Genomic DNA, 19,405 nt, shown 5'->3' with positions numbered 1-19,405 from the left:
CGACGCCAACGATCGTAGTTGTCCCACTTCGGCGGCCGACGGAGGGATACTGTCGCCTGCATGAGCAGCGACACGGAACGACCGGTGACTGTGCGCACTTCCGAACGCGGCGCCGCCACGCGCGGCGCGCTCCTGGACGCCGCCCGCGAGATCTTCGTCACACGTGGCTTCGCCGAGGCCGGGGTCACCGATGTCGTCTCCCGTGCGGGAGCCAGCGTCGGCAGCCTTTATCACCATTTCTCCGGCAAGGCCGACCTCTATCTCACCCTCTTCGAGGAGTTTCAGAGCCGTCAAATGCAGCGCACCAAGCAGGCCGTGCAGGCGGCCCGCGCCGAGGGCGAGGGCGACCCGATGCGGCTGTTCATCGCGGGCGCGCGCGCCTACCTCGAAGGATGCTTCGACGAACGCGAGCTGGCCGCGCTGTTCCTCCGCGGAGACGGGCCGCCCGGTTTCGAGGTGATCATGCGCGACCGCATGCGCCAATGGGCCCGGCGCAACGCCGCGCTCTTCGAGCACGACAAGGGCGCCCTCGTCGTGGTGGTCACCGGCGCCATGGCCGCCGCCGTCTCCGAGGTCGTGCTGTCCGAGGACGTCGCCGCGGCCCGGAACTTCTCCCAGGAGGTCCTGACGATCATCGAGCGGATCCCCCGTCCTTAGCGGGACGGATCCCATCCGAAGCGAACCGGGTCTCACGTGCTGACCGGCGGGTCTCACGCCTCTGACCGGCAGATCTCACGTCTCCAGCCGGGGGTTCTCGCGCCTCTGACCGGAAGTTCTCGCGCCCGTGGCCGGCCGATCCGGCGACCGTGGCGCGGGCTGCGTCCGGGGCCGGGGGCGCCGGCCGGTATTCTCGCTGGCTGTGCGCCGATTCACCCAAGGGTTCTACGGGTACGCGTTCGCCGTGCTGTTCTGCCTGGCGATCGTGGGCATATTCCTGCTCATAGCGCCGCAGAGCCGCGAGGAGCACATCCCGCGGGTGGACTACACGATCACCCTGGCCAACCTCCGCCGCGTCGCCCCGTACGAGGTGCGGGTGCCCGACCCGGTGCCGGCCGGCTGGGTGCCCAACAGCTCAGAGGTCGACCAGAAGGGCCACGTCACCTGGCGGCTGGGGTTCGCGACGGCCAAGCGCTCCCACGCCCTGCTGGCCCAGAGCGACGAGCCCGGCGAGGCGTTCGCGAACCGCCTGGCCAACACCGACAAGAGCACAGGAAGCCGGCAGATCGGCGGCCAAAACTGGCAAGAACGCTATCGCCCGGACAAGAAGCAGCGCTCGCTGGTGCTCATCGAGCCCGGCGTGACGGTCGTGGTCACGGGTCTCGCCGACTGGGACGAGCTGACCCAGCTCGCCGGCTCGCTCAAAGCCCAGCCCAGGACCACCCCGACCCCCTCGTGACCCGCCGCCCGTGAACCTCCGCCCCGAACGGACGGACGCGGGCTAGAACGGGGTGTTCTCGGCGTCGGCGACGGGCTCTTCGCGGCGGGCCATGGCGGCGGCGAGCCGGACGCGCGCTCCCTGCAGCCATTCTTCGCAGATGGCGGCCAGCTTCTCGCCGCGCTCCCACAGCTCGATCGACTGTTCCAGGGTCAGGCCCCCGGCCTCCAGGCGCCGCACGACCTCGGTCAGCTCTTCGCGAGCCTGCTCGTACGACGGCGTCCCGTCTTTCTCCTCAGCCACGGATCCCACCCTATGGGCAGCGGCGCCCCCGAGTCGGTCAGGTGGCGGGCTTGGCCACGGTGACCTCGACGCGGCCGTCGCTGAACCGCACGCTCAGTTCGTCGCCGGGTGCGAGGCCCGCGGCCTGCCGCACCACGTCGCCTTCGGGCAACTGGACGATGGCGTACCCCCGTTCGAGCGTCGCGGCGGGCGACAGCGCGACCAGGCGGGCCCGCAGGTGCTCAAGGGAGTCCTCGGCCCGGTCGAGGGAGGAGGTCAGGCAGCGGCGCGCCCGGTCGCGGAGCCCGTCCACCTGCTCGGCACGGCGCTCGATCTCACGCACCGGGTCGGACAGCGAGGGACGAGAGCGCAGCGCCGTCAGCCAGGACATCTCGCGCTCCAGCCGGCCGCCCACCACGCGGCGTCCCCGATCGCGGAGCTGGCGCACCAGGGCCAGTTGCTCGCCGACGTCGGGGACGACCTTCTTGGCGGCGTCGGTGGGCGTCGAGGCGCGCACGTCGGCGACCAGGTCGACCAGGGGGTTGTCCTGCTCGTGGCCGATGGCGCTGACCACCGGCGTACGGCAGGCGGAGACGGCGCGCACCAGCGACTCGTCGGAGAACGGCAGCAGGTCCTCCAGGGAACCGCCTCCCCGGGCGATAATGATCACGTCTATCTCGCCGTCGAGGTCGAACTTGCGCAGGGCCTCGGTGACCTCGCCGACGGCGTACGGCCCCTGGACGGCGACCGTCTCGATCTTGAACCGGACGGCGGGCCAGCGACGCCGGGCGTTCTCCAGCACGTCGCGCTCGGCTGCCGAGTCGCGCCCGCAGATCAGGCCGATCGTGCCCGGCAGGAAGGGCAGGCGGCGCTTGCGCTCGGCGTTGGCCAGCCCCTCGGCGACGATGATCTGCCGCAGCCGTTCGAGCCGGGCCAGCAGTTCGCCGATGCCGACCGGACGGATCTCCAGGGCGGTGAACGCGAAGGAACCCCTGTTGACCCAGAAGTCGGGCTTGACCAGCACGACGACCCGCGCGCCGTCCACCGGGCGGGGGACGGTCGCCTCGTAGACGTTGCGCGGGCAGGTGACGCGCGCCGACACGTTCGCGACAGGGTCGCGCAGGGTCAAAAACACCGTGCCGCCCCGGGAGGACAGGTCGGTGATCTGCCCCTCGGCCCATACGGTGCCGAGCTTGCCGATCCACTGCGCCACCATCTGCAGCACCGACCGGATGGGCAGTGGCTGCTCGGGCGAGGTCTTGGCCGTCATGCGGGCAGCCTACAAACCGTTCCCGGCTATTCCCCCGCTTCGAGCTTGGCGAGGCGCTTGGCGTACATCTGGACGATGTCGTCCCGCGCGGAGGTCTGCTTCTCGTACTCGAGCAGGGAACGGATCTGGTCGGCCGACTTGCCGCGCAGCCGCGCGCGCAGCGAGGCCATGGTCATCTCGGAGTAACCGGGCATCGGCTCGGCCAGCGTGGAAGCCGTGCCCGCGGGGGACGCGGCCGGGGCGGCCGTGCCGGCGGCTTCGGCGGCAGGGGGCTGCACGGCGTCGGCGAGCTTGCCGGCCGCGGGCTTGGCCTTGGCCTTGCGGGCACTCGGCTTCGGCGCGGCGGCCTCCTCAGCGGCCCCGTCCGTGACCTTGGCGGCGGGCTTGGCGGCGGGTTCGGCTGCGGGGGCGGCCTTGGCCTTCGGCGTGGCGGGTCCGGTGGTCTTGGCCTTCGGCGCGGCCGGAGCCGTGCGCGGCTTGGCCGCCCTGGTGGCGCGCTTCGCGGGCGCGGCGGGCGCCTCGGCGGCGACCGCTTCCGCGGTGACGGCGGTGGGTTCGGCCGTGGCGGCGGCCGGCTCCGCGGTGGCCGCGACGGGCTCGGTCTTGGACGTGGAACCGTTCGGGCCGTCCGCGGCCGGGGCCGTCTCAGCGGCCGGCGCCGGGCGCGGGGCGAAGATGACCGGCTCGCGCCTGGCGGGCTTCTCCTCCCGGTCCTCCCGCTCCTCCACGACGACCTGCGGGGAGGTCACGCCGCCGGACGCCTTCGCCTCGGCGGCGGCCTTGTCGTCGTCGCTGACGAGCCGCTTGATGCCCGTGCGGACGCGGTCGCTGAGCATCAGGGCCTGCCCGACCCCGGTGAGCGCGGTCTGCAGCACGTTGAGGGGCAGGTCCTTGGCCTTCTCCTTCAGTTCCCGGGGGTCGGAGACGGTTTGCCGGACGTTCTTGGCTATGGTGCGGACGATGTCGGTCAATGACATGCCGGCTCCTAGAGGGTCTGATATTGGACGGCCAGTCTGACCAGACGGGGCCGCTTGAGGTCAAGGGGCGGACGGACAGGGCCGTCGCACACGCCCTCAAGCATAGGAAAGCAGATAAAGGGTGCGTGCCGCCGGAACCCGAGCTCTTGGCCTCCCAGGATTCCGGGACCACATAGCATGAACACATGATTTCGGAGACCTCTGCGACCCGACGTGTCCTGGTGGCCAAGCCGCGCGGTTACTGCGCGGGGGTCGACCGCGCCGTGGAGGCGGTCGAGAAGGCTCTGGAGCGGTACGGCGCTCCCATCTACGTCCGTAAGCAGATCGTGCACAACACCCACGTGGTGAAGACTCTCGAAGAGCGCGGCGCGATCTTCGTGGACGAGACCGACGAGGTTCCCGAGGGCGCCATCGTCGTCTTCTCGGCCCACGGCGTGGCCCCCGCCGTCCACGAGGAGGCCGCCCGGCGGTCGCTGAAGACGATCGACGCCACCTGCCCGCTGGTCACCAAGGTGCACAACGAGGCCAAGCGCTTCGCCGCCCAGGACTACGACATCCTGCTCATCGGCCACGAAGGCCACGAGGAGGTCGAGGGCACCGCGGGCGAGGCGCCCGAGCACATCCAGCTCGTCGACGGGCTCGAAGGGGTCGATCGCGTCCAGGTGCGCGACCCCGAGCGGCTCGTCTGGCTCTCCCAGACCACGCTTTCGGTGGACGAGACCACCGAGACCGTCGCCCGGCTGCGCGAGCGCTTCCCGAACCTCATCGACCCGCCCAGCGACGACATCTGCTACGCGACGCAGAACCGCCAGGTCGCGGTCAAAGAGATCGCCGCCGAGTCGCAGCTCGTCATCGTCGTCGGCTCGACCAACTCCTCCAACTCCAAGCGCCTGGTCGAGGTCGCCAAGGACGCCGGGGCCGACGCCTCCTACCTGGTGGACAACGCCTCCTTCATCCGGGACGAGTGGCTCGACGGCGTCACCACGGTCGGTGTCACCAGCGGCGCGTCAGTGCCCGAAGAGCTGGTCGAGGGAGTGCTCGCCCACCTCGCCGAGCGCGGCTTCGCCGACGTCGAGGAGGTCGAGTCGGTCGCCGAGAGCGTCCGCTTCGCCCTGCCCCACGAGCTCCGCCGCGACCTGCGCGCCCCCGCCGCCCGCTGACCGGCCGTTCCCTGTCCCGACCGGCCGTTCCATCAACGACCGTCCCCGTCCCCGTCCCCGTCCCCGTCCCCGTCCCCGTTCTCGTCCCCGTCGCCGACCGGCTGATCGCGTCCTGACCGGCCGGTTCCCGTCCGTCCGAGCCCGTCGCCGACCGTACTCTTCGTCCGCGTCGGCGCCGGGCCTGGCGGGGCGGCGGTCAGCGGGCGCCGATGACGGCGGCGAGCGGGTCGGCCGTCTGTGTCGTGTCGACGATCACATCGGCGTGGTCGCGCACACGGTCGGCGGCGAAGTACGCCCGTTCCTGGCCGGCCCAGCGCTCCCAGTGCGGCCGGTAGGCGTCCCCGTCCCGGTCCAGCGCCCGCGCCCGGCGCACCTGTGCCGGAGCCTCCACCCAGATCAGGCGCGAGACGTACGGCCGGGCCGCCGCGGCGCCCGCTCCGGTGCCCTCGACCACCAGGGGGGACGACGGCGGCACCTCGTGCTCCTCGGCATAGGCCCCCGACGTCCAGTCGTACCGCCGCCAGCGGGCGGCGCGGCCCTGGGCGCGCGGGCGCAGGATCCATTCCACCAGCCTGTCGACGCCGCCCAGCAGGCCGTCCCAGCCGGGGTACAGGTCGTCCATGTGGACGAGGGTCGCGCCCAGCTCGCCCGCGAGCGCGCGCCCCAGCGTCGTCTTGCCGGCGCCGGACGGCCCGTCGACCGCGATCACCTCACCGGGCACTGGGAGGCCCTCCGGCGGTGGTCGCCTCGCCGGTCACGGACGCGCATGGACGGGTCAGTCCTTCGGCTCTCTCGGTGAGCCGTACAGACGCGGCTCGAAGTAGCCCTCGGGTTCGGGTGCGTAGGCCTGCGGGGCGTTCGGCCGCCCGCGCCGGGGAGCCGCCGTGCCGGGAGCCGTGCCACCCGCCGTGCCTCCTGCCGTGCCGGGAGCCGTGCCACCCGCCGTGCCTCCTGCCGTGCCACTCGTCGTGCCACCTGCCGTGGCGGCGGGGGACCGGCCGGCCTGGAGCTCGGCGCGCAGTGCGCTGACGTTGCCGGGCAGCCCCCGGAACCACGCGACGGCCAGCACGAGCGCCGAGCCTCCGAACAGCCAGGGCGCGGCGGCCGACATCCCGGTGAACAGGCCGAGGCCGAGCGCCTGGAGCAGCGACGGGGCGCCGAACGTGCCGAACACCGCGCTCACCAGGGTGGCGGCGAAGAAGATCAGCGGCGGGGTCACCACCAGCGCCAGCAGGTCGCGCGGTTGGACGAGCAGGACGGCGGCCAGGCAAACGGCGCAGAAGACCAGACCGATGATCAACATCGACCCGGTCGGCCGGGAGGCGAGCGTCACCACGAAAATGAGCGCCACGGCACCGCGGGCGGTCAGCCTGACGCCCGATCGCGCTCGCTCCTGTGCCACCACCGTCGCCCCCTCCGGGCCCGCGCCCGGGTCTCGCGGCCCGACCGGCCGGCCTCATCACAAGTCTCGCGTCAACTTACCGTTCAGGCCAGGGCCCGGGAACGGGCTTGCCGTCTCTTCACCCACGGGTGGCGGGGTCTCTGCCTCGACTCCCCACAAGAGGTCGCCCTCGCCCCCCACGGCCGGTCGCTCCGGGCCGGCGCCGTGATGCGGCGGATTCGGCTCTTCAGCGCCGGTGCCCTGGTGTGGTACGTCAGGCTCTCCCGGGTCGGCGTCATGGTGGGCGTCGTGATGTGGCCGGTCCGGGTCTTCGGGAGGGGGTTCCTCGCCTACCAGTTCCGGCATGGAGGGGCGCCTGGGGAGGTCTTCGACGAGGTCGGGCTGGGGCAGGGCCGCGTCCACCACGCCCAGGTCGTTCAGCCTGCGCGCCGTGACGAGCACGCGGCTCTCCAGCGAGCCGACCGTCTTGTTGTAGGCCACGACGGCCCGGCTCAGCGCCTTGCCGACCGCGTCGACGTTGCGTCCCATGGCGCCGAGCCGCTCGTACAGCTCCTTGCCGAGGTCGAAGACCGCGCGGGCGTTCTCGCTCAGCGCCTGCTGCTGCCAGGCGTACTGGGCGGTGCGCAGCATGGTGATCAGCGTCGTCGGGGTGGCGATGTGGACGCGCTTGCGCATGGCGTACTCGAGCAGGCCGGGGTCGCGCTCCAGCGCGGGCGCCAGGAACGCCTCTCCGGGGATGAACAGCACCACGAACTCGGGCGCAGGGCTGAACGCCTGCCAGTACGTCTTGGCGGCCAGCCTGTCGACGTGGTCGCGCAGATGGCGGGCGTGGGCGTCCAGCCGCACCTCCTGGGTGCCCGCCTCGGCGGCCTCGGCGGCCTCCAGGTAGGCGGCCAGGGACACCTTGGAGTCGACGATGATGCTCTTGCCGCCCGCCAGGCGGACCACCATGTCGGGGCGCACGACCCCGTCGGCGGTCACGGCGGACGCCTGCTCGTCGAAGTCGCAGAACCGCGCCATGCCCGCGATCTCGGCGACCCTGCGCAGTTGCAGCTCTCCCCAGCGTCCGCGCGCCTCCGGCCGGCGCAGGGCGCGCACGAGGGCGTTGGTCTGCGCCTTGAGCTGTTCCGAGCTCTGCCGCACGAACTCCATCTGCTTGCCGAGCTCGGCCTGCGCCACCCGTTGCCCGGTCTCGCTCTCGCGCAGTTGTTCCTGCACCTTGGCCAGGGTCTCGCGCAGCGGGGCGACCAGGTTCTCGACGGCCTGCCTGCGCTGCTCCAGGTCGCCCGCGGCGTCGGCCCGGGAGGCGGCGAACCGGCTCTCGGCCAGCTCAAGGAAACGCAGGTTGTTGACGTCCAGGGCCCGGTTGGACAACGACTGGAAGCGCTGGGTCATCTGCTCTTCGACATAGGCGACCTTCTCGTCGGCGGCCTGGGCGCGGGCCTCGGCCAGAGCGACCCGGCCCTCGGCGTCGGCAACCCGGGCGGCCGCCCTGGAGCGGCCAACGGCGAGGCCGATGACCAGCCCGGCGGCCAGCCCGACCGCCAGCTGGAAGGCGAGTGCCATGACGTCCATCTCTCGCATGATTCCAGGCCCATGCCCCCCACGCGTGTCAGGATTGGAGCCCGGGCACCGTAAACTCGGCGAACGTGAGCCTGAGCATCGGCATCGTCGGCCTGCCCAACGTCGGCAAGTCCACGCTTTTCAACGCGCTGACCAAGAGCGGCAACGCCCTGGCGGCGAACTACCCGTTCGCCACCATCGAGCCCAACGTGGGCATCGTCGGCGTGCCGGACTCCCGGCTCGCCAAGCTGGCCGAGATCTACGGGTCAGCGAAGATCATCCCGGCGAAGGTCGAGTTCGTCGACATCGCGGGCCTGGTCAAGGGCGCGTCGGTCGGACAGGGACGGGGCAACCAGTTCCTGGCCAACATCCGCGAGACCGACGCCATCTGCCAGGTGATCAGGGTCTTCACCGACCCCGACGTCACCCACGTGGACGGTGACATCTCCCCGAGCCGCGACATCGAGACGATCAACACCGAGCTGATCCTGGCCGATCTGCAGACCATCGAGAAGGCCCTGCCGCGCCTCGGCAAGGAGGCCAGGACCAACAAGGACCGCAAGGTCGTCCTGGAGGCGGCCGAGGCGGCGTCCAAGGTGCTCGACGGCGGCACGACGCTGTACGCCTCCGGCATGGACCTCTCCGACCTGCGTGAGCTGCACCTGCTGACGGCCAAGCCGTTCCTGTACGTCTTCAACCTCGACGCCGACGAGCTCGCCGACGAGGACCTGCGCGCCCGCCTGTCCGCGGTCGTCGCTCCCGCCGAGGCCGTGTTCCTCGACGCCAAGATCGAGTCCGAGCTCGTCGAGCTGCCGGACGACGAGGCGCTGGAGCTGCTCCAGTCGGTGGGCCAGGAGGAGTCCGGGCTGACCCAGCTCGCGCGCGTGGGCTTCGAGACGCTCGGCCTGCAGACCTACCTCACCGCCGGGCCCAAAGAGACCAGGGCCTGGACGATCCGCAAGGGCGCGACGGCCCCCGAGGCGGCCGGGGTCATCCACACCGACTTCCAGCGCGGGTTCATCAAGGCCGAGGTCATCTCGTTCGACGACCTGGTCGAGGCCGGCTCGATGGCCGCGGCCCGCGCGGGAGGCAAGGCCCGCATCGAGGGCAAGGACTACATCATGCGCGACGGCGATGTGGTGGAGTTCCGCTTCAACGTCTGAGCTTCACCCGCTCCACATCAGAGGCCTCGCCTGACCACGTCAGAGGCTTCGCCTGACCTACGTCAGAGGCTTCGCCCGACCCACGTCTGAGGCCTTCTTCGTTCCACGTCGGAGGTCTCAGACGTTCGACGTTTCGAGGCCTCGCGCGTTCGATGTCCCGAGGTCTCGGCCGTCCGGCGTCCGAGGTTTTACCCGGCGCGCGCCACGGCCTGGCCGGGGCTCCGCGCCGCGTGGGCCCGGCGGTGGCGGGGCCGCCGCCGGCAAACGCCGCCGATGGGGTCTGCCCCTGTGACCTGCGGATAGGAAGGCATGGCCGTCAGGTAATCGGACAGGGCGGCCTGCCACGCGTACTCTCCAGTGTTTGGGTCGGTCGTGTGCTCCGCCGGGGCCGCCGGCCGTGTACGTGCCGCCGTGCGCTCCTCCGCACGGGTGGCATGGCGGAAGGGAGGCAGTGCGTGCGGGCACTTCACGACCTCCCCATGGATCGGCGAAAGCGATCCCATCATCTGCCTGAGCAGCGGTTATGCCTCCACAGCATGCCCGATTCACGGTGGTTTCTTGTCAGGTGCGAGCTTTGTCCTTGATGCGAATCTCGCCGGGGAGGTGAGTCCAGGCTCGCGGACGAACAAGGGCACTCTGTCCTGCGTGAACTCGGTAGTGGCGTTCCTGAAACCGGAGGAAGACCGACTTGGTCTGCTACAGCGATGCCTGCACCATGGGCGTGGCTTTCCTGGAACAATTGGTGAGGCCGCTAAAGTGAATACTTCACCATGGATAACAGGATCGATAGTAAGACGACACCGCGCCAGCCGGGGGGATCGGCGCGAGCGGAGGCGTGATGGCTCGCAGGTCAAACGTCCAGCACGGTCCGCGGACCGCTGGCGAACCCGAGCATTCGACGTACCCTCCCTCGCCCTACGATCCGGATCTTGACCCCGTGCCGGTTCGTGGACGCAGCGTGCCACGCCGCGGCGGGTGGTCCGGCGGGGGCGGGCGCTGGCTCGTGTGGACGGGCAGGGCGGTGCTGTGGGCGTTGATCGTCGTGATCGTCGTCAACGGCGTCCGTGCGCCCATCGAGCGCATGGTTCAGGGTGACCAGCCCACCGGGGCGCCGGCCGCTCCCACGGGCACGGGCTTCCCGGAGGCCGACGCCGTCGCGTTCGCCAGTCAGTTCGCACTGGCTTATCTTAATTATGATGCTTCCAAGCCCGATGACCGGGCTGAGCGATTGAAGCCATTTCTTCCAGTCGGGGCGGAAACCCAATTCGGCTGGGATGGCATTGGGCGGATGTCTGCCGGCAATTTCCAGCTTTCCGGCATTGAGGTCACTGATCCGCAGAATGCGGTTGTGACGGTGTTCGCCCAATCCGGCGCACAGCGCTGGAAGCTGTCCGTCCCCGTTTACTACTCCGAGGGCAAGTTCGTCGTCTCAGGCCAGCCAGGGCTGATGCCCGCGGGCGGCCCGGCGAACCTGCCGCAGCTTCCCCAGGCAGACCATGACGACACCGCGGAAAACGAGCTGAGACCGCAACTGGAGAACTTCTTCAAGGCTTACGCGGCGGGTGATCCGACCCAGTTGCAGCGCTATGTCGTCCAAGGCGTGACGCTCGCCGGTTTCGATGGGAAGGTCACGCTGGCCGAGCTGAAGAGCGTCAGCGCTCCTCCCGGCGGCGCCACCCGCGAGATCACCGCCGTGGTCAAGTGGACGTTCGCGCCGAGCGCGACGCCGTCTCCGGCCGCCACCTCGGGCGACCAGGCCCAGGAGACCGGCGGGCTGGACCAGGCCTATCGGCTCACCGTGGAGAAGCAAGGCGGCAACTGGTACGTCAAGGACATTCGCGGCGGGACGCGGACCGTTGAATGAGGCCGCGGCTATGGGAGGCGAGGGAGCGGCCAAGGGAGCGCGACGATCCCGGACCGGTCGGCCGACCGGCGAGCGCGACCATGAGCAGGAGGAACAGAGTTGATAGTCAAAATGATCGTGGAGAACGCGCTGGAGGTCATGACGCCGACGGCGCCACCGACCGGCGGCGTGAACACCGCGGGGCTCGCGGACTTCCTCCGGAAGTTCTTCGCTCCGCTGTTCCTCGTCGTGGTCTCCGTCGTCGCCATTTTCTTCCTCTTCACCCGAGAGATCACCAGATTCGTCCAGTTCATCATTCTGGCGGTCGCGATCGGGGTGATCTTCTACGTGCCCAACGTCATCGAGGTGACGGCCAGGGCGATCGCGGGAGCGCTCGGCATCAGATGAGCGCGACCAGGTTGCCGTGACAGGGAGAGGAGGATCGGGTGGACCTGCCTACCTATACCAATATCTGGCGCATTGAGAAGCGGCTCTATAAGCTGTACGACCTTCGGCTGCCGATGCCGCTTCCGATCGTCTGGATCGGTGTGTTCCTGGGCGTGCTGATCCCCTGGTCGCTTCTCCTGCGCCTGCTGCAGGTGCCCATGGAGATGCCCTGGCACGTGGTCTACCTGGTCCCCCCGGGCATCGTGACGTGGCTGTCCACCCGGCCGGTGATCGAGAGCAAGCGGCTGAACGAACTGCTCCAATCGCAGCTCCGCTACTTCGGCGAGCCGAAGACCTGGTGCCGCCTGGCGCCGGCCGACGAGCCCGACGAGATCGTCTTCACGGCGAAGGTCTGGCGGTCGGCCCCGCAGGCCGCGCGCCTGGTCACGGCCGACAACGCCCAGGCCGCGTCCAAGGCCAGGCGCGGCGCCCGCGCCAAGCCCAGGCACACCGCTCCTCGCAAGAGGGCGCTGCCGTCGTGGACGCCCGCGCGGCAGATGCCGTCGGTCAAGCAGGCGTCGCATCCCGGCGCGACCGTCCCGGGCGAGGTGCGCCCGGCCGTCGCCGCCGCCGCGGCGGCGGTGACCGCGCTGCCGGCCGCCGAGCCCCAGGTCCGCCTGGCCGGCGCGTCCGCGTCCGGCGCCGCCGTGACCGCCGCGGGCGGCCCCGTCCAACAGCGCGTCTCGACCCCCGACCGCGTCGTCATCCGACGCGACTCCTCTCCTGATCGGCTCGTCGTCCCGCGCGAGCCGTCCCACGACCGCCTCGCGGTCGAGGAGGCCCCATCGTCGCCCGAGCGGGTCACCGAGCAGCGCGGCCTGTCGCCCGAGCGGCCTGCTGAGCAGCGCGGCCTGTCCCGCGACCGGGTCGCCGAGCCGCAGGGTCCGTCGTCCGAGCGGGCCGCCGGGCAGCGCGGGCTGTCCCGTGAGCCCGTGGCGGAGCCGCCGGCGTCCGACCGTTCCCGCACCGGGCTCTCCGCGACCCCGCCGCCGATCGGCACCGAAGCGCTGCGCCGCCTGCGCAGGCTCGCGGCCTCCGCCGAGAGCCGCGGCGCGGCGGACGAGACCGGCCCGGCGGGCGCCGCGGCACACAAGACGGGCGCTGCGGTGCCCGAGGGCCGGAAGGCGGAGATCGCGCCCGTGGCGGCCGAGGTCGAGCGCCGTGTCCCCGAGGTCGAGCGTCCTGTCCCGGAGATCGAGCATCCGGTGTCCGAGAAGGAGCGTCCTGTCCCCGAGGCCGGGCGTCCGGTGTCCGAGAAGGAGCGTCCTGTCCACGAGGCCGAGCGTCCGGTGTCCGAGGCCGGGCGTCCGGCGTCCGAGCCTCGTGTCGGGCCCGGTGCGCTGGAGACGGTGACCGGTGTGCGCGCCGAGGCGGCACAGAGCGACGTCCGCGAGCAGCACCGCAAGGGGCAGCCGCCCCGCGCGGCGACCCCGCAGAGCCGGCTGCCCGAGGCGCGCACCGTCTGGCCGATCTCCCGCACCCGGCCCTCCGAGACCTCGGTGACCCCGGCGGCTCGCGAGCAGGCGGCGCCGCCGTTGTCCATCCGCGCGGTGCCCGCGGGCCCGAGCGCCGCCGCCGACCCGGCCGCGCCGTCGGTGCCCGTACCGGTGCCGCGTCCGGGCGAGGAGCCGCGCGTACGCCGCGTCGAGTCGGTCGTGGGACGCGACCAGTCCGGAGGCTGGCGGCGGCTCGCACAGGTGGTCGTCGGCGGCGGCGGTCCCAACCGCAACGACGGCATCGAGATGGACGAGGCGAGGGCGCGCACCACCCTGGCCGGAAGCCGCCGCATCGTCGTCCTCGGCTGCACCGGAGGCGCGGGCCAGACCACGACCACGCTGATGCTGGGTCACACCCTGGCCCGCTACCGCGAAGACCGCGTGCTCGCCGTGGACGCCAACACCGGCGACCACACGCTGACCGGCCGCATCGCGACCGACTCGCCCGAGACGCTCACCTCGCTGCTGGCCGGGCTCGACGGAGTGAGCGGCTACCTGAGCATGCGGGCGTACACGACGCGCTGCGAGTCGGGCCTGGAGGTCGTCGGCTCCGACTCCGACGCGGCGGCGGCCCGGCGGCTCGCCGACCGGGGCCTGTTCTCCGACGAGCGCCTCGCGCACGCCATGCGGGTCCTCGACCGGCACTACAGGCTGATCCTCGTCGATCCCGCCGCCTCGATGGCCGCGCGCATGCTGGCGTACGCCGACCAGCTCGTCCTGGTGGCCCCGGCCAGCGAGGACGCGCCGGACGCGGTCGCGATGACCTTCGACTGGCTCGACGGGCACGGCTCCACCGAGCTGCGGCGACGGGCGGTCATGGTGATCAACGGCGTCAGCCGGCGCAGCATGGCCGGGGTGGAGCAGGCGGAGGCGGTGGCCCGCGGCCGCTGCCGCGCCATCGTCCGCGTCCCGTGGGAGGACGAGCTGGCCCCCGGGAACGCCGGGCCGGTCCAGCTCGCGCACCTGCGGGCCGGAGGACGCAGGGCGTACGTCGCCCTCGCGGGAGTTGTGGCAAGCGGCCTGGCGGTGGCGAACCGCCCGAGCGAGGAGGAAGTGGCCCAGTGACCAGCCAAGCCGGCGCGGTGCGGGGAGGAAGTGGCGCAGTGACCAGCAAGCCAGCGCGGTGCGGGGAGCGGTCCGCCTGATGGGGAGATCGTCGCGGTCGAGGAGCAGGCTGGCCGTACGCTACTTCGACGATCGGATCCTGCTCACCGACACGTCGGCATGGGCGTATTTCCGGCTTCCGACGGTCAGCTACGAGTTCGTGACCGCCGAAGAGCGGGAGGCGCTCGCCACCAACATCACCATCGCCCTGGCCGCCATCCGCATGACCGACGCCGAGGTGCATCTGCGGGTGGCCCACCGCGCCTACCCCGCCGCCGAGTGGGCGATGGCGCTGAACGCCACCTCCGACGAGGGCGACGGCTGGCGCGACTACCTGGAGGAGATGTACCGCCACGTCTGGGCCAAGGACTTCTGGTCCAAGGAGGTCTACCTCGGCGTCCGGCTCGGCCCGCGTGGCGCGCAGCTCGGCACGGGCGTCCTCGCCCAGCTCCTCGGGTTCTACCAGCGCGGTGAGAAGAACCTGGGCCTGGAGGACGACCACGTCCCCGACGCCGAGATCGAGAAGTGGACCGGCCAGGCCGAGCGCCTGGGCCGCGCCCTCGGCTCCAGCGCCCTGTACGCGCGTCACGCCGGCTCCGGCGAGATCGCCTGGCTGTTCCGGCACGCCGCCTCCGGTTCGCTCGGCGACCCGCCGTCGTCGGCCACCCCGTCCAGGCGGTGGGGCAAGGGCGAGGTGGAGTCGCTGGTCGAGGGACAGATCCACAACGGCCGGTCGTTCCTGCGCGTCGAACAGCCCGAGGGCGACTCCTACGTGGCCCACCTGTCGTTCGCCAGGTTCCCCGACCTGATGCCGTTCCCGGACGGCGAGCCGTGGATGCACTTCATGGACCAGTTACCGTTCCCGGTCGAGGTCAGCTCACGGATGCGGCTGATCCCGCCCACCAAGGCCAGCAAGGACGTGGCGCGCAAGCTGGCGCACGCCCGCGACATGGACATCCACATCCGCGAGGCGGGCGCGGAGGCGCCGATCGCCCTGGCGGAGCAGATCGACGCGGCCCGCATGCTGGAGCACGGCATCACCAAGGAGCGCCTGCCGTTCGTGTACGGGTGGCACCGGCTGATCGTGGCCGCGCCCACCCAGGAGATCTGCCTGCAGCGGGTCGAGGCGGTCGTGGAGCACTACCGCGACATGGGCATCGACATCGTCAACTCCACGGGCGACCAGTTCTCCCTGTTCTGCGAGGCGCTGCCGGGCGAGCGGGTGCGGGTCAACGCCTACGCCCAGCGGCAGCCGCTGCGCACGATCGCGGGCGGCATGGCCACGGCCACCGTCGACCTCGGCGACCGCATCGACGAGACCGGCGCCGGATGGGCCGGGCCGTACATCGGTGAGACGCTCGGGCGGGCGCGGTCGATCGTGCACTTCGACCCGCTGGTGGCGGCGACGCGCAACCGGCCGACGGCCATCGCCATCACCGGCGAGCCGGGCGGCGGCAAGACGACCCTGGCGCTGCTGCTGATCTACCAGATGGCGCTGCGCGGGGTCACCGTCGCGGTCATCGACCCCAAGGGCGACGCCGAGTCGCTGGTGCAGCTGCTGCAGAGGCGCGGGCGCAAGGCGCGCATCATCCCGCTGGGCTCGGCGGCGCCGGGCCTGCTCGACCCGTTCTCCTTCGGCGACGACATCGCGGCCAAGAAGACCATGGCCACCGAGACGCTGCGGCTGCTGCTGCCGCGCATGTCGGAGGAGCGCGAGTCGGCGATGATCCAGGCCGTCTCCACGGTGTCCAACGCGCCGAGCCCGTCGCTGGGCAAGGTGGTCGACCACTTGGAGCAGGCCGAGGACGCCGCGTCGAGGAACCTCGGCGCGGTGCTGCGGTCCATGGCCGAGATGCACCTGGCCCGGCTGTGCTTCGACCCCTCGGGCGGCGACCAGATCGACACCGAGGGGTGGACCACGGTGTTCACCCTCGGCGGGCTGACCCTTCCCGACGTCACCACGGCCCGGGACGACTACTCCTACGAGCAGCGCCTGTCGGTGGCCCTGCTCTACCTGGTGTCGCAGTTCGCCCGGCGCCTGATGAACGGCCTCGACCGCCGCGCGCCCAAGGCGATCTTCCTGGACGAGGCGTGGGCGATCACCTCGACGCCCGAGGGCGCCAAGCTCGTGCCCGAGGTCTCGCGCATGGGCCGTTCCAGGAACACCGCGCTGGTGCTGGTCTCGCAGAACGCGGGCGACCTGCTGAACGAGCAGGTCACCAACTGTCTCTCCTCGGTGTTCGCCTTCCGCTCGACCGAGCGCGTCGAGGTGGAGCACGTCATGGCGCTGCTGGGCGTGGAGCCCTCCGAGGAGCACAAGGCCGCGTTGCGGGCGCTCGGCAACGGCGAGTGCATCTTCCGCGATCTGGACGGCCGCGCGGGCCGCATCGGGGTGGACCTCATCTCCGAAGACCTGCTGCGCTGGCTGGACACCAATCCGACCCACGACAAACCCGGCGAGGGCATGCATGATCCTCGTGGGCGAGGAAGCAGGCCGGGAGCGGCGCAGGAGGTGCGGTCATGAGTCACCTTGGCAGCGGCGGCGGGACGCCCGCGCGGCGTGCGGGCAAGGAGCGGACGTCCGCGTGGCGTATGGGCGCGGCGAGAGCGTCCGCGTGGTGGGCGAACGCGGTGAAGGCGTCCGCGTGGGGTGCGGGCGCGGCGAAGGCGTCCCTGTGGCGTGCGGACGCGGCGAGGGCGTCCGGGCGGCGCGGGGGAGCGGCGCGGGAGGACACGCGTGGCAGGCGGCTGCGGCGCAGGGCCGTGCTGATCCTGGCCGTGCTCGTCGGCGTCGTCGTGCTGCCCATCGCGTTCTCGCCGACCGTGGCCGGTGCGGCGGGCCCGTGCGACCTGTCTCCCGACCTGTCCCCCGAGATCGTCGGCGGCGGCATGGACGGCCTGGTCAAGCCGCCTCCGCCCGACTCCGCCGCCGGCGGCGCGGCGGGCTCCGGCGCGGCGGGCGCGGCCGGGACGTCCCCCGCCGGGCAGAGCGCCCTCACCGGCGCCTCGCCGGGGGCGCAGGGCGGGACGGCGGCGACGGTGGGCAAGGCGGCCGTCCCCGAGCCGCTCACCAACTACGACCGGTACGGCATGGCCGGCCAGTTCTGGCACACCTACGGCCTGGGCTGCAACGACGTCGCGGCGGTGCTCGGCAACGCCTGGGCCAACTCGGTGTTCTCCTGGGCCAAGGACATCGACCGCATGACGATCACCACCTACCAGGCGGCGGCCACCGAAGGGCCGCTCCAGTCCATCAAGGACGTGGTGGACGACATCGTCACCAACCTGGCCGACGCCATGTACTGGCCGTACCTGCGGGTGATCGTCCTGCTGGGGGCGGTATGGCTCGCCTGGTACGGGCTGATCCGCAAACGCGCCAGCACCACGGCCGAGGGTGTCATCTGGATGATCCTCGCCGTCACCGTCGCCGTGTGGTTCTTCAGCCGCCCCGGCGACTTCACCGGCCTGGGCAAGACCGTGACCGACAAGACCGCCGAGGTCGTCAACTCGGCCTTCAGCGGGCTGCCCGGCGCGGGAGGCGCGTCCTGCCTGCCCGCCAAGGGCCAGACCGGAGCCAAGGCCGGGCCCGGCGGCTACGGCCAGAACGGCACCCCCGGCGTCGCCCAGAACGCCGACGCGCTGTGGTCCACGCTCGTCTGCAAGCCGTGGCTGATGGGCGAGTTCGGCACCGCCGACGCCAAGGCCCCGGTGGTGGCCGTCATGGGGCCGAAGCTCCTGGACGTCCAGGCGACGGACATGCAGGAGCAGAGCTCAGGGCAGAAGCAGGGGTCCGGCTCCCACCAGAAGAGGTACGAGGAAGAGATCGCCAAGCCGCTTGAGAGCACCTCGATGTTCTTCCTCTTCCAGGGCAAAGACTGGACGACGCGGCTGAGTATCGCCATCGGCGCGCTCATGGCCGCCATGGTGGCGGGCGTGCTGATCTTCCTGGTGGCGGTGTCGCTCATCGCGCTGAAGATCGGCTTCCTGCTGCTGCTCATCCTCGGCCCGGTGTTCCTGCTGATCGGCGTGCATCCCGGCTCCGGGCGCATCATCGCGATGCGCTGGGTCGAGATGCTGATCGGCACGTTGCTGCGCCAGGCGGTGCTGGCCCTGGTCCTCGGCGTGCTCGTGTACGGCTACGCGCTGATCATCTCCACGAACCTGCCGTGGGGCATGCAGATCATGTTCATCGCGCTGCTCACGATCGCCGTCTTCTTCTACCGTCGTCCCTTCCAGCACCTGTTCGCGTCCATGGACGGGCACACGCTCACCACCCGGATGCTCGGCGAGGCGGCGTCCGCGCCGACCCTGTCGCGGGCCGCGAACGCCCTGCCGCCGGTGGCCGCGGCCCGCATGGGCCGCTGGGGCCTGCGCAAGGCCGAGCCCGCCATCAACGCGGCGGCCATGGCCGGAGGGGGAGTCGCCGCGGCGGCCGCCTCCGGGGTCGCCCAGGGCAGGGTCAGAGGCGAGGACCCCGGCGCGGCGGCGGGCGCCGGCGCCGGGCAGCAGCAGGGCGCCCGCGTCCCGGTCGGCGCCCAGCCCGTGCCGCTGGACGCCGAGGGGCAGGCCGGCGCACGGCGCAAGGCGGCCGGGCGCGGCACCGCCATCCCCCGTCCCGGGGCGGCGCCGCCGCTCAACCTGTCGGGACGCGTGGGCGGCTCCGGACGCGCGGGCGGCAACGGGGCGAGCCCCCGGCCGCCGACGCGCACCGGCACGGGCTCCGGCGGCGGATCGGCCGCTTCGGCGGCCTCGGCCGCCTCGGCGGGTTCCGGCGGCGGTTCGGTGGGCGGCTGGTTCGGCGGCCGGTCGGGCGGCGGCTGGGCGTCCCGGTCCTCGGCGGCGGGCGGGTCCGGCGGCTCGTCGGGCGGGTCCTCCGGTGGCGGGTCCTCCCGCCGGTCCGAGGGGCCGCGCGCGGCGCGTTCCACGGCCGGCGGCCCCCGCGGCCTGTCCGGCGGCGGCTCCTCCGGCGGTTCGGGTGGTTCGTCCGGCGGTTCGGGCGGGCTGTTCGGCGGCGGCGGCTCGTCCGGCCGTTCCTCCGGCGGCCTGTTCGGCGGCGGCTCCTCCGGCAGGTCGTCCGGCGGGTCCTCGCGTTCGTCCGGCGGGTCGTCGCGCTCCTCGGGAGGGTCGTCGGGCGGGTTGTTCGGCGGCGGCTCCTCCGGCCGTTCGTCCGGTGGGTCGTCAGGACGCTCGGCGGGAGGCGCGCGGTCGGACGGCGGGCGCTCGGAGGCCCCGCCGCTGTGGCTGCCACCCCGCTCCGACGCGCGACGTGAGGACGAGTCCGCGCCCTTCTGGCTGCGGCCCGCCGACCGCGACGAGGGCTGAC

General features: G+C 72.0%; 15 protein-coding genes. 9 read left to right on the top strand and 6 right to left on the bottom strand.

Translation table 11 applies throughout. The annotated features are described in order from the left end of the window. Positions 1–60 precede the first annotated feature (60 nt). Together ACZ6QO_RS24585 and ACZ6QO_RS24580 are read left to right on the top strand one after the other, a co-directional pair. Entirely contained in the window at positions 61–657 is a 597-nt protein-coding gene (locus ACZ6QO_RS24585) for a TetR/AcrR family transcriptional regulator (RefSeq protein ID WP_465853939.1), read from the top strand. A 202-nt stretch (positions 658–859) separates the two neighbouring features. Beyond that, positions 860–1,396 (top strand): DUF4245 domain-containing protein, encoded by a 537-nt coding sequence (locus ACZ6QO_RS24580; protein WP_465853938.1) that lies wholly within the window; start codon positions 860–862, stop codon positions 1,394–1,396. A 42-nt stretch (positions 1,397–1,438) separates the two neighbouring features. Here ACZ6QO_RS24580 and ACZ6QO_RS24575 read toward each other — a convergent pair whose 3' ends face one another. From ACZ6QO_RS24575 to ACZ6QO_RS24565, 3 genes are read right to left on the bottom strand one after another with little or no spacing between them, the layout of a single operon-like run. Further along, positions 1,439–1,678 carry an exodeoxyribonuclease VII small subunit gene (locus ACZ6QO_RS24575; protein ID WP_465853937.1) on the bottom strand — a complete coding sequence of 80 codons (240 nt, stop codon included), beginning with the start codon at positions 1,676–1,678 and terminating at the stop codon, positions 1,439–1,441. Between the two features lie 37 nt (positions 1,679–1,715). After that, the gene (xseA, locus tag ACZ6QO_RS24570; RefSeq protein ID WP_465853936.1) at positions 1,716–2,927 is read right to left on the bottom strand and encodes an exodeoxyribonuclease VII large subunit; all 1,212 of its coding nucleotides are present in this window, start codon (positions 2,925–2,927) and stop codon (positions 1,716–1,718) included. Between the two features lie 26 nt (positions 2,928–2,953). Further along, entirely contained in the window at positions 2,954–3,904 is a 951-nt protein-coding gene (locus tag ACZ6QO_RS24565) for a hypothetical protein (protein ID WP_465853935.1), read from the bottom strand. Positions 3,905–4,089: 185 nt separating this feature from the next. Between ACZ6QO_RS24565 and ACZ6QO_RS24560 the strand changes: the two genes are divergently transcribed. Next, positions 4,090–5,064 (top strand): 4-hydroxy-3-methylbut-2-enyl diphosphate reductase, encoded by a 975-nt coding sequence (locus tag ACZ6QO_RS24560; protein ID WP_465853934.1) that lies wholly within the window; start codon positions 4,090–4,092, stop codon positions 5,062–5,064. 196 nt (positions 5,065–5,260) lie between these two features. Here the strand turns inward: ACZ6QO_RS24560 and ACZ6QO_RS24555 are convergent, their stop codons facing one another. Genes ACZ6QO_RS24555 through ACZ6QO_RS24545 form a run of 3 tightly spaced genes read right to left on the bottom strand, consistent with a single transcriptional unit; the run spans position 5,261 to position 8,041 of the window. Then, positions 5,261–5,785 carry a nucleoside/nucleotide kinase family protein gene (locus tag ACZ6QO_RS24555; RefSeq protein WP_465853933.1) on the bottom strand — a complete coding sequence of 175 codons (525 nt, stop codon included), beginning with the start codon at positions 5,783–5,785 and terminating at the stop codon, positions 5,261–5,263. A 54-nt stretch (positions 5,786–5,839) separates the two neighbouring features. Then, the gene (locus tag ACZ6QO_RS24550) at positions 5,840–6,466 is read right to left on the bottom strand and encodes a DUF6542 domain-containing protein (RefSeq protein WP_465853932.1); all 627 of its coding nucleotides are present in this window, start codon (positions 6,464–6,466) and stop codon (positions 5,840–5,842) included. Positions 6,467–6,523: 57 nt separating this feature from the next. Continuing rightward, positions 6,524–8,041, bottom strand: coding sequence for a DNA recombination protein RmuC (locus tag ACZ6QO_RS24545; RefSeq protein ID WP_465853931.1), 1,518 nt, complete (start codon positions 8,039–8,041; stop codon positions 6,524–6,526). 74 nt (positions 8,042–8,115) lie between these two features. On the opposite strand from ACZ6QO_RS24545, the gene ychF reads away from it, so the two are divergent. The 6 genes from ychF to ACZ6QO_RS24515 all read left to right on the top strand — a co-directional run bounded on the left by ychF (position 8,116) and on the right by ACZ6QO_RS24515 (position 19,404). Next, positions 8,116–9,192 carry a redox-regulated ATPase YchF gene (ychF, locus tag ACZ6QO_RS24540; protein ID WP_465853930.1) on the top strand — a complete coding sequence of 359 codons (1,077 nt, stop codon included), beginning with the start codon at positions 8,116–8,118 and terminating at the stop codon, positions 9,190–9,192. Positions 9,193–10,234: 1,042 nt separating this feature from the next. Then, positions 10,235–11,056, top strand: coding sequence for a conjugal transfer protein (locus tag ACZ6QO_RS24535; RefSeq protein ID WP_465854109.1), 822 nt, complete (start codon positions 10,235–10,237; stop codon positions 11,054–11,056). A gap of 138 nt (positions 11,057–11,194) precedes the next feature. Beyond that, positions 11,195–11,443, top strand: a complete 249-nt coding sequence (locus ACZ6QO_RS24530) for a hypothetical protein (RefSeq protein WP_465854108.1) — start codon at positions 11,195–11,197, stop codon at positions 11,441–11,443. A gap of 38 nt (positions 11,444–11,481) precedes the next feature. After that, positions 11,482–14,043: a TcpE family conjugal transfer membrane protein gene (locus ACZ6QO_RS24525; protein ID WP_465853929.1), complete on the top strand. Its 2,562-nt coding sequence runs from the start codon at positions 11,482–11,484 to the stop codon at positions 14,041–14,043. Positions 14,044–14,122: 79 nt separating this feature from the next. Beyond that, positions 14,123–16,606, top strand: a complete 2,484-nt coding sequence (locus ACZ6QO_RS24520) for an ATP-binding protein (RefSeq protein WP_465853928.1) — start codon at positions 14,123–14,125, stop codon at positions 16,604–16,606. Beyond that, positions 16,603–19,404: a type IV secretion system protein gene (locus ACZ6QO_RS24515; protein ID WP_465853927.1), complete on the top strand. Its 2,802-nt coding sequence runs from the start codon at positions 16,603–16,605 to the stop codon at positions 19,402–19,404. Before ACZ6QO_RS24520 ends, ACZ6QO_RS24515 begins: the two co-directional genes overlap by 4 nt. Position 19,405: the final 1 nt, after the last annotated feature.

Source organism: Sphaerisporangium sp. NPDC049457 (assembly GCF_055586705.1).
This window is presented reverse-complemented; position numbering and strand designations above follow the sequence as displayed.